Source organism: Sphingomonas sanxanigenens DSM 19645 = NX02, from assembly GCF_000512205.2.
GTDB classification, from domain to species: domain Bacteria; phylum Pseudomonadota; class Alphaproteobacteria; order Sphingomonadales; family Sphingomonadaceae; genus Sphingomonas_D; species Sphingomonas_D sanxanigenens.
Genome location: NZ_CP006644.1, coordinates 4,516,926 through 4,529,798, shown reverse-complemented (window position 1 = coordinate 4,529,798; position 12,873 = coordinate 4,516,926). Strand labels below are relative to the sequence as shown.

General features: G+C 63.9%; 19 protein-coding genes. 8 read left to right on the top strand and 11 right to left on the bottom strand.

Annotated features, from left to right (window positions below; genetic code table 11):
• Positions 1–379: 379 nt before the first annotated feature.
• Positions 380–733: an HIRAN domain-containing protein gene (locus NX02_RS20650; protein WP_025294092.1), complete on the bottom strand. Its 354-nt coding sequence runs from the start codon at positions 731–733 to the stop codon at positions 380–382.
• Positions 734–810: 77 nt separating this feature from the next.
• On the opposite strand from NX02_RS20650, the gene NX02_RS33690 reads away from it, so the two are divergent.
• From NX02_RS33690 to NX02_RS20625, 8 genes are all read left to right on the top strand, one after another.
• Positions 811–1,182, top strand: coding sequence for a hypothetical protein (locus NX02_RS33690; protein WP_245648657.1), 372 nt, complete (start codon positions 811–813; stop codon positions 1,180–1,182).
• Positions 1,183–1,200: 18 nt separating this feature from the next.
• Positions 1,201–1,437: a hypothetical protein gene (locus NX02_RS20640; RefSeq protein WP_025294090.1), complete on the top strand. Its 237-nt coding sequence runs from the start codon at positions 1,201–1,203 to the stop codon at positions 1,435–1,437.
• A complete protein-coding gene (locus NX02_RS33025; RefSeq protein ID WP_162232711.1) occupies positions 1,368–1,658 on the top strand; it encodes a hypothetical protein in 291 nt (96 codons plus the stop codon). The genes NX02_RS20640 and NX02_RS33025 overlap by 70 nt, the downstream gene beginning before the upstream one ends.
• 156 nt (positions 1,659–1,814) lie before the next feature.
• Positions 1,815–2,024 (top strand): DUF1660 family phage protein, encoded by a 210-nt coding sequence (locus tag NX02_RS34115; RefSeq protein WP_084717991.1) that lies wholly within the window; start codon positions 1,815–1,817, stop codon positions 2,022–2,024.
• The gene (locus NX02_RS20635) at positions 1,963–2,220 is read left to right on the top strand and encodes a hypothetical protein (RefSeq protein WP_162232646.1); all 258 of its coding nucleotides are present in this window, start codon (positions 1,963–1,965) and stop codon (positions 2,218–2,220) included. Before NX02_RS34115 ends, NX02_RS20635 begins: the two co-directional genes overlap by 62 nt.
• Positions 2,221–2,425: 205 nt before the next feature.
• Positions 2,426–3,295 (top strand): TIGR04255 family protein, encoded by an 870-nt coding sequence (locus NX02_RS31715; RefSeq protein WP_084717987.1) that lies wholly within the window; start codon positions 2,426–2,428, stop codon positions 3,293–3,295.
• Positions 3,296–3,300: 5 nt separating this feature from the next.
• Positions 3,301–3,831, top strand: coding sequence for a hypothetical protein (locus tag NX02_RS32685; RefSeq protein ID WP_158014125.1), 531 nt, complete (start codon positions 3,301–3,303; stop codon positions 3,829–3,831).
• Between the two features lie 146 nt (positions 3,832–3,977).
• Entirely contained in the window at positions 3,978–4,421 is a 444-nt protein-coding gene (locus NX02_RS20625; RefSeq protein ID WP_158014124.1) for a hypothetical protein, read from the top strand.
• Between the two features lie 21 nt (positions 4,422–4,442).
• Here NX02_RS20625 and NX02_RS32680 read toward each other — a convergent pair whose 3' ends face one another.
• The 10 genes from NX02_RS32680 to NX02_RS20585 form a co-directional block, all read right to left on the bottom strand.
• Entirely contained in the window at positions 4,443–4,781 is a 339-nt protein-coding gene (locus NX02_RS32680) for a hypothetical protein (protein ID WP_158014123.1), read from the bottom strand.
• Positions 4,720–5,055, bottom strand: coding sequence for a hypothetical protein (locus tag NX02_RS20620; RefSeq protein WP_025294085.1), 336 nt, complete (start codon positions 5,053–5,055; stop codon positions 4,720–4,722). The genes NX02_RS32680 and NX02_RS20620 overlap by 62 nt, the downstream gene beginning before the upstream one ends.
• Complete coding sequence (locus tag NX02_RS20615; protein ID WP_245648656.1) at positions 5,052–5,486, bottom strand: N-acetylmuramoyl-L-alanine amidase; 435 nt, start codon at positions 5,484–5,486, stop codon at positions 5,052–5,054. Before NX02_RS20615 ends, NX02_RS20620 begins: the two co-directional genes overlap by 4 nt.
• Positions 5,483–5,620, bottom strand: a complete 138-nt coding sequence (locus NX02_RS32675) for a hypothetical protein (protein ID WP_158014122.1) — start codon at positions 5,618–5,620, stop codon at positions 5,483–5,485. Before NX02_RS32675 ends, NX02_RS20615 begins: the two co-directional genes overlap by 4 nt.
• A 1-nt stretch (position 5,621) precedes the next feature.
• Entirely contained in the window at positions 5,622–5,807 is a 186-nt protein-coding gene (locus tag NX02_RS20610) for a hypothetical protein (RefSeq protein ID WP_025294083.1), read from the bottom strand.
• A 61-nt stretch (positions 5,808–5,868) separates the two neighbouring features.
• Positions 5,869–6,360, bottom strand: a complete 492-nt coding sequence (locus tag NX02_RS20605) for a hypothetical protein (protein WP_025294082.1) — start codon at positions 6,358–6,360, stop codon at positions 5,869–5,871.
• Positions 6,357–9,890, bottom strand: a complete 3,534-nt coding sequence (locus NX02_RS30925) for a hypothetical protein (protein ID WP_025294081.1) — start codon at positions 9,888–9,890, stop codon at positions 6,357–6,359. The genes NX02_RS20605 and NX02_RS30925 overlap by 4 nt, the downstream gene beginning before the upstream one ends.
• The gene (locus NX02_RS20595; RefSeq protein WP_025294080.1) at positions 9,890–10,285 is read right to left on the bottom strand and encodes a hypothetical protein; all 396 of its coding nucleotides are present in this window, start codon (positions 10,283–10,285) and stop codon (positions 9,890–9,892) included. The genes NX02_RS30925 and NX02_RS20595 overlap by 1 nt, the downstream gene beginning before the upstream one ends.
• 45 nt (positions 10,286–10,330) lie before the next feature.
• On the bottom strand, positions 10,331–12,484 hold the full coding sequence (locus NX02_RS20590; protein ID WP_025294079.1) for a phage tail protein: 2,154 nt from the start codon (positions 12,482–12,484) through the stop codon (positions 10,331–10,333).
• On the bottom strand, positions 12,484–12,873 hold the full coding sequence (locus NX02_RS20585) for a DUF6950 family protein (RefSeq protein ID WP_025290944.1): 390 nt from the start codon (positions 12,871–12,873) through the stop codon (positions 12,484–12,486). The genes NX02_RS20590 and NX02_RS20585 overlap by 1 nt, the downstream gene beginning before the upstream one ends.

The following is a 12,873-nucleotide window of genomic DNA, read 5'->3' as shown; positions in this document are numbered from 1 at the left end:
CGCGTTTCTGCCTGGATCGTTGCATGACGCTGCCTTGAGCGGCGGAATATTTCACCCCGCTCCGTGGCAAGCCTTCCCCAATCATGGGGCATCTGAGCCAACAAGGGCAACTCCTGCTGCAGACGCAGATCGCATACTATCAGCGTGATCTCGCCGAAGGGCAGTAGCAAAGATCGGCTTGCACCCAGCGACGGCGCGAAGTTGGGGCGCCGGTGGGGAAAGAAATAAAAGTCTCTGAAAATTCAGGATTTCCGCGGCCTCTAAGGCGCAGTTGGCGGAGACGGAGCCCGTTGAACTGACGCATTAAATGCATTGAAAAAACACGATAAATTATCAAGCGTGTTCAAACGTACCATGGATAATACCATGGATTAAATATTTACCCCATCGGGGCATCGGTTGTGTCCGTGATCGTCAGCCGAAGCCTTATGGTCAAGCGGCAGGGCAGGGCGCCGCTGACATCGCCAGAAATGCCCTCAACCACCGCATCGACGTTGAAGCCCCGGTCGATTTTCGACCCGATCCAGCCGCAGCGGTCGGCCCCGATATAGCCGAGCTGGAAACCGCGATCGGAGAACACCGCCACGGCGGATGGGTCGAAGCGGTTCGATGGCTCACGCTCAAGCCACACCGCCTCGCCCGGTCGGCAGCGGCGGATCTCCTCCTGCCGGCTGCTGCCGTCGGCATTATCGAAGCGCTCCCCGACCACGGGAAGCAGGAAGCTGGAGGCCACGTTCGGCCGGACTCGACTGTGGAACATATTAGGAACATAATGCCTTCATCGTTCCCGAGTCGGTCAAGGAAAACATCGTGAGCAACGCCCAAGCGGCAGTCCGCCGCGAACAGTTACAGATGCTGGTCTACGGCATCCCGTCAGGCCTTGTTGAAGCCGTGCCCTTCGATCCGGAGACCGGAGAAATCCTGTCGCCCGACACCGCGGCAGCGCCGCCAGCGAACACGCCGGCCAAGCCAATGCCCTCAACCCCATTCGGTACCTGGCTGCTGCGGCAGGAAAAGCGTGACGATTGGATCGGCGGGCTGGGCAAGGCGGCGAAGGCAGACCGGTCGTTCCCGAAGGCAGGGGACCCCGAGGCGGTGCGCCATCGGCTATCCGAGGTCGGCGCAGAGGCCGACATGTTCGAGGCGCTCGACGCGGCCGAGATCGAATGGCTCTGCTACTGATGATGTACGAGGATCTGGATGGACGGGTTGCACCCCTACATGGTCGCGCGGAGCGGCTATTCCCGCGAGGAAATCTGGCAGATGGCCGCCGGGCTTCTCGAACTGAACGGCGAACAGACAGCGAGTCACGTCGTTGCGATGGCCAAGGCGGCTTCGGAGGCCGGGCAGCACGAGAACGTCGCGCTATGGATATCGATCGCCGACTGCCTGATGCATCTCGAGAAATTGGGGGACGAGCCCGCAGGCCTGCACTGATCGCGCGGGTTCCGCTCGCCGATCTGATCGAGGCGGAAGGCGAAACCTATGCTGACCTCTCGCGCATGCTGAGGCGGTCCGCCGGATACCTCGCCGATCGGGCGCGCCGCGGCACGCTGCATCGGCTGCCGGCCGACGAGCTGGCCGCGCTGCAGCGCTATTTTGGGCGGCCCTTGGCTGAGGCGCTCGAATCATCTGGCGCCTCAGCGCAAAGAATGTAAATTTCTTGAAGCCCCGCCGGGTCGACGACGGCGAAGGTTAGGGGATGGCGGCGTATGAGAGGCGCCGCCTACCCGCACTCCTGATTGCGCAACTTGAACGTGACACCATCCCCCTTTCCTCTACGAAGGCGGTTCGGTCGAGCTGGGGATCACGGCATGGCATTGAGATGTAAGCTTTTTGGGCACAAGGTCGACCGAGGCGGCGCTCGCCATGATGGCCAAGATTATTGGACTGGCTGCGTTCGCTGTGGCGCCCGTCTGATCCGAGACACGGACGGATGGCGACTGCCCACGGATCGCGAAATTGCCGATCACGATGCCAATCGAGCAGAAAAGCGCAAGGAACTGGATGCTCGATCCGTGTGACCCGCTACCCCCGACGCCTCTCACCGAATGGGAGATCCTGGCGGTAGCGAGCCGGATGGTTCAGCGCTGCGACTGCGACCAGTTCATCGCTGAGAGGATGGGGCTGCTGGCCTTGCTCGACGACGCGGACGGCGTTGCGACGTGGCGCGCCATCGCGATGAAGGTGCGGGCGATCAGGGATGCGCCCGAGGTCTGAAGCGCACGAATTGCGTGTGTAAGCGCAAAACCTGCGCAGTTTGGTCGCTCAGTGAAAACGGGTTCGGTAGCCGCTAGCCTCGGAGAGATGCGGCTGCACCACCGGCCTTGCTTGCAAGCTTGCGACAGAAGTGCCATTTCCCCGTGAGGTCAAGGAACGAACGAATGAAGGCGCAACCTTTTCGCCAGAGCAGCGCTGTTCTGTGATGGCGAATCGATTTGGAAACTATCACGCCGGTGGCCAGCTGCCGCCGGGTGGAGCAGCGCGCACGTTTTGGGCACCTATTCACCCCGCGCACGCGATTCAGAAAGCTGTTGCGTTCGTAACCTTCTCCGAACCGATGACGTCGCTTACCCTTCGCAAAACGATCGACGCATTGCGAGGACCGGCGCGCAGGGTTGGGCTCGTGCGCGAGGAGCCGATGCACCACATCGCAGTTGAGGTGCAGCCTGGCCTAGCGCCGCGGAAAACCGCTGAGGCAGAATCAGGCGTCGTCTTTCAGGACCTACAAGGCACTACGGTGGTGCAAGCACTGGCGGTCGCCAACGACGCGCTGAGGCTCGAAACGACGTCATACACTCGCTGGGTAGCATTCAGGGAGCAATTTTCGCAATTTCTCTCGACATCTATGCCGATCATTTCGTCCGCTGTTCAGACCAGTCAAATTGGTCTTGAATATACAGATTTTTTCTATGCCACTTTGCCCGAGCCTCAAGACTGCGGCTTGATAATCGATAGAAAATCCAACTGCTTCGGCTCAAAAGCATTTCATCGACGGGAGCCTTGGCATTCGCATTCCGGATGGTTCGAGAAAATATCGGCCGTCACGCGCAATCTCGTTAACCTGGACATCGGTGTAGCAGATGCAAACGGTCCGGTGGGTATACGGCGAACTATCACGATTAGAACTTTCGAAGCCGAGCAAGTGACCGACTTCAATTCAGATCGCGCCGCTGAGCTTTCTCAGGCCGAATCCATACTTTCGAGCCTAGATCAGACGCACCTGACACTTAAGAAGCGCTTGGCAGAGGTCTTGACACGCGAGGCGACCGACATGATATCGCTGGGGAGTTAAAAAAAATGGACGCATACGCACCCATCACCCAGAGCTATATCCCCTCTGCATACGTCTGGTACACGGATCTGCCGTGGCAGCCCGAGGTTCAAACGAGAAGCAACAGGATTCTTCTCAGCGACTCCAGGCGTGAAAGAGTTCGCGGCGCGTCGACGAGCAATCGCGTTCCTACAGATTATACATTGGTGGATTCGCCTGCGCTTGCTGGGATAGAGCGCCTGCGCGCCTTTCGGGACTGGCCGGACAATTGGGACTCCGAGGGATCGAGAGCACCGGATCCGGCGACCGTTGATGGTGCCGTTCGTTTGTTTAGCCTTCTTTCCGTCTATCGCGCCCCTCAGGTGACACTGACGGCGGAGGGCCACCCGATGTTTGTCTACGCCAAGCCATGTAGCGGCGAAGTTATCATGACTGAATCCGGAAAGTTTGACTATTTCTTTTCGGACGATGATGCTCCAAGTGATGAGGATGTCGCGTTTGACGGTCTGGAGCTTCCGCCGGCATTGGTCGACTATATTAGCACCTATGGTGCTTAATGTCGGCCGAGGCCTGCAGGGATACGTTCAACCACGCAGCCGACTATGAGAGGGCGGTCGCACTTGACGCCGCCTTCCCTCAATGTGCGTGTGAGCCTTATTCCTTAACTGAAGTCGGAGGCCCCGGAGTTCAGTCAGGCGAACTCATGGCCCGCATCTTAACGTCTCCTGACAGCTACAATGAAGAAACCTCCACGATCCTTGCCGGTAAGCTGACGCATATTTATTCGATGGGCCTTAGCATGATACGGCAAGGCGCTTCAGACGCCGAAATCCTGCAGACAATTGACGATCTCACGTCAACGGAAGTCGAGACTAGGGTTCTAGTTGGAGCCATCGTTGTGAGCGTCGAAACCCTCCGAGCGTACATAGAAGATGATCAAAAGTGGTTCGGGGTTTATGCCACGGACGACCGCGGCAAATTACATCACATAGATATGCTAGGCACAATACCAGCGGGAACGCGAAGTGCCATAAAAAAGGCTCAAAGCAAGCGTCGAAATAAGCTTGCGGAAGACATGATTCCCCTTGTCGTATTTTCCGAGGACCCCAACGAGCTTCTGAGTAAGCTGCGTGACGCGGGAATTTGAAAAAAAAACGGTCTACGCTCGCTAATTAGGCAGCGCGCCGAAAAACTCCCGCAACCACTGCGTGTTGTTGGAGCACACGAACAGCTTGTCCTCCACCTTCAGCACGTAGCCAGCGACCACGCCCTCGCGCGTGCGGATCGACGCGACGTAGCGCTGGTGCTCTGCCCGCGCCTGCTCGACCGTCGTCACCGTCGACCAGTCAATGACGTACTCAGGGGGAATCGTCGGCCGCAGGCCGCGCGTCTCGCAGACCAGGCGCTCCGCCGACGGCTTGATCGGCTGGAACGCCGGCCGGCCGTTACATGCCGTTGCCGCCGAACAAAACGTCAAGAGGGCTGCTGCCTTCGCGAACCGCTTCATCGATCTTCTCCTTTTCTTTCTCGACCTGCTGGACGTGTTCGACGGCGCGGACCTCGGCGGCGCTGTCCGCAACCGCGGTCGCGACCTCGGCTTGCTTCTCGACCTCTTCGCTGGCCGCCTTCCATTTGGCGTCCGTGTCGCTGACGCCCGCGCTGTAGGCGCTGGTGCGCAGCCACCAGACGGCGAGCAGCAGCAGCGCCGCGGCGATGATCCACACCGCGACGCCGGCGAGGCGCTGGGAGAGCCCCAGCCGCATGAGGAAGGCGACGATCATAGCGCGCTCGCCACGTCGAAGCTGGGGCAGGCCTTGGCAACGCCCGGCCAGTCGCGATGACCCCGAACAACGATGCCGGGGTAGCGCTGGCGATATTCGGCGACGAGGCGGCGCAACGTCGCTTTCTGCGCTTCGGTGCGCGTGTCCTTCGGCTTCTTGTTCTGGGCATCGACACCGCCGACGTAGCAGATACCGATGTTGCCGGTGTTCTTGCCGCCGACGTGCGCGCCGCGGCGATCGTCGGCCAGCGTGCGCACCGCGCTCCCATCGAGCTCGACGACGATGTGATAGCTGACCTGGCCGAACTTCGCGATATCCCATTGGGAAATGGTCGCGGCCTTCACGTCGCGGCCCTCGGGCGTTGCGGCGCAGTGAAGGGTCAGGGAGTGGATCTTCTTCGGGTCCATATAGGCCGGGGTCGTCATGGTCATACGCTCCATTCGTCAGGGGGCATCAGCGGCGCGAGGCCGCACAGGATTCGCTCGCGATCGGTCAGCGGCGGGCGCGGCTCATCGGCGGCGTCGGCATCAGCCGGCCGCTCGTCGGGCTCGGGCTCCGGGGTCATGTCAGGCGCGGAGCTTCCAGCGCCGCAGCTCATCCTCGTCAGCCTTGCGCCGCCCGACAACCGCGACGGTCTCGCCGAAGCCGGTCGCCAACGCGGTGAGGACCAATGTCGGCACGATGGCGAGCCATCCGCCAAGGCAGACCAGGCTGATCGCGCAGGCGCAGCCAATCGCCAGTCGGCGTTTCATTTGACGCGACTCGCTCGCTGTAAGGTGGGTCATCAAAGATTCCTCTTTCGGCATGGCGTGCTCACATTGTTTCGTCGGGATCCGGCCGCGGGCGCAGCGCGGCATATTCGGTCGGCGCCCGGCCGCTCAGCGTGTCATCGATGATGGCCTGCCCGCTGAGCTCGGCCTGCACCTCCTGCCGCACCTGGCCGCGCACGCGCTGCGAGACGGCGGTGATGTCGTTCTCCACCCGGCGGAAGAACTGCTCGGTCAGCAGCTTGACGAGCCGATCGGCGCCGACAGCGGAGAAGGCCGCCAGCAGCGCCGCCGCCTCGCCGCTCGCGCCGAACTGGTTGGCGATGTGGTAGGCGATCAGCGCGACCAGCGGCAGCAGCAGCACGTCGGCGAGCACCAGCTGCGGCTTGATCACCACGCCGCGCTTGAGCAGCAACGCGTATTTCGCCGCGAAGCCGAACGAGAGGCCGATCAGAATCCATCCGTATTTTGCGAAGGCCGCTTCGACCCAAGCCATTGCGACCCCCTGTTCTGTGTGGGTGGTGGTGGCGGCGGTCATGCGTCGGCCACCGTGTAGATGCTCTGCGAAGGGGCGACGCACAGGCCGGGCCGCCCGGTGATGATGTCGATCTCCTCATAAAGCATCTTGTTGATTGCGGCGTCGTTGGCTTCCGCCTCCGGCGCGGAGATCGTGTTGGGCGAGTTGTCCACGCCCCATGCGAACGGCCCACCCGAAAGCACGCGGTACCGGAGGCCAGCCACGCGGTAGAGCGCATCGGTGACCGTCACCTCGACGATATCGCCCGGCAGGGTGCCGCCGGACGTCGGGTTCACCGCGGCGGTGTGCTTGCTGCGCGACCACGTAACGCCTGCATCGCGGGAAAGCTCGACGCATGGCGTCACCACACCCAGCCCATCGCCGGAGCGGAGGCGGCCATAGTTCGGGCAGTCGACCTGGAAGCGGAACTTGTTGCGTGTGCCGTCCGTGAACTTGCCGGTGCCGGCGAGCACCGCAGGCTGGCCGATTTTCACAAGCTCCTGACACTTCGCGAGGGTGATCGCGAGCTCCCGGCCGACGATGATCTTGCCGTTCGCGGTGTTGTCGGGGTGGTAGGCGTCAGGCTGCGTGTAATCGATCGCGTGGACGCCGACCGGATAGCCGCGGTTCTTTGCCCAGGCCACGCCGCTGTCCCGCGCCGCGCCGACACCGCCCTGCTTCACCCCTTCGACGTAGGGCTGTGCGGAGGTGAGATCGAAATCGGACGCGGAGCCTACCACGGTCGGAGAGTTGTGGCGGGTGGGCGGCATGTAGAAAATCGGCGTGCCCTTGGCGACCACATCCATGACAGCCGCGATACGCTTCGACGTGCCTCGGATTGCCTTGAAGGTGACCGGCGAACCCGACGATCCAAGCGCTGCACCGGCAGAGAGGGTATAGTTTCCCACGCCGCCGGTGCCCGTCGCGAAGATCTTGATGAAGCTCAGCGGCGACGACTGCGCCCCGCCGCTGGTCGCGATGATGCGGTCGCCAACCTGCAGGGTGCCGGACGTCATCGACGTCACCACCAGCGTCGCGGCGCTGCCGCCGGTGATATAGCCCGAGAACACCGGGTCCACGCCCGGCTGTTCATGCAGGCCGATGATCGAAACCTCATTCGTCGGATCGCTGGGCGTGACCGCCGCCGACAAGGTATAGGTGCCCGTGCCGCCGCTTCCGGTGCCGAGCGCCGTGATCGTCGTGTCGAGAGGCGTCTGCCGGCCGCCATTCTCATAGAGAATGCGGATCGTGGTGCCGACGGTCAGCGTTCCGCGCATCACGCTGTTCACCGTCATGGTCGTGCCGGAGAAGGTAGCGCGCCCGAAGAAGTGATCGGGAATGGCATAGGCCATCGGCCCGCGCCCCAGCCAGAAGCCCTCGAGCATCGCTTGAGCGAACCGCCCACCTTCATCGGTGAGATCGGTGTGCCAGCCCATGAGCACGCCGGAATAATCCGATCCGCCAGCCGCCACCAGGTCGAGCAGCTGATCGTACATCCCGCTCGCCGTCTGGGCGACATAATGGTTTTCGAGCAGATCGCCCGGTCCCGTGCCGCCCTGTGCCGCGACCACGATCTCGAAGGGCGCGTCGGCCCAGCGGTTCATTTCGATCGCCAACGCCTTGTATTGATCGGCGCCGATCCGCAGGCCGAGCGGCTCGACCGTGGTATATTGCGGCAGGTTGGCGGTGTAATAGTTCGTCGCCAGCCGCGTGAGGTTGGCGGGGATGCCGGAATATTGGGTGTTCTGGCCGGTCGAGGCCAGGCCGTTCGCCAGCTGAGATTGCCCGACCAGCAGCCATTTGTATCCGACGACGCTCTGTGAGCCGTCTATGAAGGACGCGCCGATCGCGCCCGACTTCCCGCGCAGCCTGACTTCCTTGAAACAGAACTCCCGGTGGAGCGGCGTGTCGATGATGCCGGCCCAATTGCTGGTATCCGCCGGGGAAAGCGCCGGCGTCGCCGATGCGCCGGTGAGGCCGGACGCCGCGGAGAAGTCGAACGCCATGGTCGTGTAACCGGACCCGGGGGAGTCGACCAGGATCGTGTTCAGCGAGCCACTCGTGACGGTGAAGCGGCCGGCAGCACCCGTGCCGTCACCCGTAATGCCCAGCGCGTACGTGCCGGTGGCGCCGCCGGTGCCGCCCACCTTGTTGGTCGCGCCCTGCCATGCGCCGGGCGCCATGACGGTGGCGACCGGCGTCCAGTCGCGCACCACGTTGCCGGTCGCATCCACCCACCGCACCTCGACGGTGCTGTCTTCCGTCGGCCAGCACTTGCCGGACACGGGCACGGGGTAGGACTTCCGCCCCGGCTTGACCCCGTAGATGTAGCGATGCCGCGGCGCTGGATCGATCGTCGCCGTGCCCGCGCCCTTCGGGATGAGATCGCTGCCCGCCGAATAGCGGCCGTTGAGCACGCTATCGACCGTGGTGTCGCCGGTAACCAGCGCATCCTTCTTCACCGAATTGGGATCGAGGCTGAACTTGCGCAGCCATTTGATCGCGCTGGCGGTGATCACCGTGGTCGGATGCGCGCCGGCGAAGATCGCCTGCAGGTCGGCGTTCGTGACCGCCTCCTCCGCATAGAAGGTCAAGCCATGCGACATCATCGACGCGGATTCGGTGAGCGGCTGGGCGGCCGGCTGCAGTGCGTTGTTGATCAGTATCGCGCCCAGGCCGAACGCCGTCGGCAATGTGCCGCTCGTCGCCCCCTGCGTGATGTTGATATTGGCGTTGGTCACGCTGAGCTCGGCGAGGAACGCCGCGTTATCGGTGCCGGTGCCGGTCAGGATCTCGCCGGTCTGCAGGTTCCACAGGTCCACGCGGAACACGTTCGAATTGCGATGCAGGACGGCAGCGACGCGGCGCCAGTGGCGCGGCTTCTGCCGGCTCCACACCGTGATGTTCGCGCCCGACCCGGAGTTGAGATAGAAGGAAAAGCGGCGCTGCTGCAGGCGAAGCGCATCGTTGCTGCCGGAGGTGGCGCTGTAATAGGTCCACGCCCAGCCAAGCCCGCTGCCGGGCGACAAGCTCGCCATGCCGCCCAGCCGCATCGCAACGTCGGGATAGAGGCGATCGTCGAGCTCGACCACGCCGCAGAAACAGGAGTCGACATTGAAGCGCAGCGGGTGTGCCGTGCGCGACGCGAAGGCCTGCGTGACCCAGCCCTTCTGCCCCGTATTGGAGATCCCGGGGATGTTCTCCTGAAGCGGGAACTGGCTGTTGTTGTCGTAGGGGAGGCGCAGACTTCCACCGATCGGCTTGATCGCTGCCGCCGCCTGCCGCGCGGCCTCGGCTTGCGCGGCCGCGGCGATGACAGACGCGTCGGCCGAAGTGACCTTGCCATCCAGCTCGGCGTTGGCGTCGGTGATCGCGGTGTTGATGTCCGTGAGGGCATCCGCTCGCGCCGCGTTTACGAGGCCGAGCTGCTCGGCTGCCGTATCGGCATAACCGGCAGCCTCCTCGACCTTGGCGTCGAGATTGATTTGATCTTCGTCGGTGAGCCCCGGCCCACGCAGGCCACGAAACTGCACTTTGCGAATGTCGGCCATCAGATGGTAACCCCCGGCTGCAGAAGGAAATCACCGAAGCCGATCTTCTCTTCGACCGTGTCGGCATAGGTGATGATGATGTCGTGCGAGAACAGGTCGGCATCGCCCGGATCGGGCTTGTTGAGCCCGGTCGGCATGCCCTCCAGCGCGGATTGCGGCGCCGACGGCATGACGCGCAGGATGCGTTGCAGCGGATCTTCCTCGGTCGGGTCGGCCAGATCCTCGAAGGTCACCGTCGGCGTCAGCAGCGCGGCGCCGGGCGCGCCGGGATAGAGGCGCACCTCCATGTCGATCGAGGTGATCGGCGGCAGCGGCGCGCCGCTGTAGATGAAATCGATGGTATCACCCCACGGGTCGACGTTCCTCGACGCCGCCAGATCGACGCGCTCGGTCATAGAATCTCCGTTCGTGAAGCGCCGCGCCCGGCGGCGCGGAGGATGTCAGGTGACGGTGGCCGTCACGGGCCCGGCGATGGCGCCGGGCACATCGTCATCGGAGAAGGGCTGCACCCACCACGAGCGCACACCCGCCGCCACGACATGATTGAAGGCCCCGTCGGCACCGAGACCGCCGCGGAGTTCGCCGGAGACGGCGACGGCGTCCTCGAAATCGGTCGTCGTGGCGGAGTAGACGACCACATAGTCGAAATTGCTGGTGGTCGGGTTGCGCCACGCGATGTCCGCCTCGCCGACGCCGGGCGTGGCGCTCAGGAAGGTCACCGGGCCCGGCGGCACATCCTCCGAGGCATAGCTCACCGGCCCCAGCACGAGCCGGTCACCGCGCTCGCCGTCAACCACATAGGAGACCGCGGCATAATAGTCGGTATCGACCGCCACGCCGGCCAGCTCCGCGCGCGTCGCGGTCTGCCCGCCCGTGGAAATCAGCGTCCAGTCGTCATCGACATCGGGGTCCGGCGCCGATCCGCTGGCAAATTCGAATGTGATCGATGAGGCATAGTCGTCATCGGCGGCGCCGGTGATCACCAGGGTGTTGCCAACGAGCGCGACTGACCAGGCACCGGCGCCGGGCGCCCCGATGCCGCCCGGCACATCGGGATTCACGGCCACGCTCTTGTCGTCCAGCTCGTCGAGCGCAGCGTTCCAGTCCGCGAAGTCCGCGGAGACCTGCCGGAGCGACAGGGTGTTCCTCCATTCGCGGCCGAGCTGATCGCTCTCCACCCGCATCAGCATGGTGCCGCCGTAGCGGGCGGAGTTCCACAGCAGCCAGTCGCCATGTTCTACGCCCGCGAAGCGCGGCGGCAGAACGATCGACCGGCGCTTCCACAGCCTGCCCAACCGGCGCGCCATCTCGGCGACCCGCTGCGCCTGCGTGCCCGACGTCACCAGATCCAGCGCGGGCGTCGCCTCGCGCGGCCCCTTGTCGGCGATCACGTCAGCGGTGGAGCGGCGCACCGGCGCCCCGTGCAGCTTGTATTTCTGCGAAGGCTCGATGTAGCGGGCCGCCACGGTGTTGACCCAGTCATTGTCCGTGCGGGTCGGCACGTCGCGCCGCGTCACCTGCGTGCCGACGACGAGATCGTCATCGGTGATCGACCATACCGGCGACTTGGCGTGGCCGGGCTCAACCTCCACGCTGCCCTCGCGCTCGATCAGCACACCGCCGCACGCCGACGCGAACATCAGCTCGACGTCGACGAACTCCTGATCCGCGGACCACTGGCCGTTGGCACGATAGCGCGGCTCGGTTCCGCCAGCTTTCAGGGCGACAGGCTCATCGCAGATGTTCGCATAGAAGGCGACATGCTCGGGCGGCGCCTCCACCGCCGTGAGCCCGCGGCCGAGCAGCAGCATGTCGGGTTCGTCCACCCGGTCGCCGGCATAGATGCCGCGGGCCCAGGTGTAGCGACAGTCGATCAGGTTGTCGGACCATTCCCGCGTCTCCGGATCATCCCAGCGGTGCGCGCCGCTGCCGCCCGCCACCGTCGAATCGTCGCGCGCCGAATAGACCTGCAGGCCCTTCACCACCCACAGGAACTGCGGGCGGCCCGACGTCCACACCGGATCCTTGGCGTCGGACTTGTCGGCCTTGTAGCCGACCACGACATAGGAAACGCCGCGCCCGCGGTCGTTCGCGGTCCATGTCGGCTGTCCCGCCAGCGCGTGCCCGGCCGGGAATACCGGCGCGGTCGTCAGCACGTAGGAAGGAACCGCCTGGTCCCATGTGCCCGGTCGCCAAAAGACCTGCAGTTGCTCCTTATAGCCAGCGACCATACCATCGCCGGCGAAGGCGACATACTGATCGTTGACGTAAAATCCCTCGAGCGCCTCGCACCGATGGTCAGCAAGCGCGATAATGAGCACCGTCCAGTCAGTGCCGTACTTTCCGCCATGATTGTAAGCGTCGACCAGCGATCCCGCTACGGCGGCCTTGCCGAAAATCCCTGATCTCGCAACCTCACCAATTTGTGCCGTGGTAGGTTGTGCGCGTGGCGCCTTTTGGCCCGGCGACAAAGCAATCGCCGCTACGCTGGTCCAGAACAGGTTGCCACCCGCAAGCGCAAGTTGCGGGTTGCCAATGATAACGCCGATGCCGGCGATCGCAGCGCCGGCGATGGCGCGAACCACCTTTCCCATCAGCAAATGCTCCAGGCGAGAACCATCGCCGATCTCGGCAGGCGGACGATGCCACTCTCGCCCGGGCCTGCAAGCGTCTCGCCCTCCACCAGCACCAGGCTGATCTCGCCATCGACACGGATTGCCGCCACGTCACCGCGCAAAGCGCGCGCGGAGGCGACTGGCGTCAGCACGCTGTTGACGACCCCGTCGAGACCGCCATGGCTGCGGATCACACGCAGCGCCCCGCGTGCCGTCGCCCAGCTGATGCCCGGCAGCACGTCGCGACCAGTCTGCGCCTCAATGCCGAGCAGCACGAAGCTTCCGCAGTCGTTCCGCCGGCGCCCCCAATCGAAGGGCATCGCCTCACGTTCTGCCAGATAATGGCGAAGTGCCACCAGGTCGCGCAT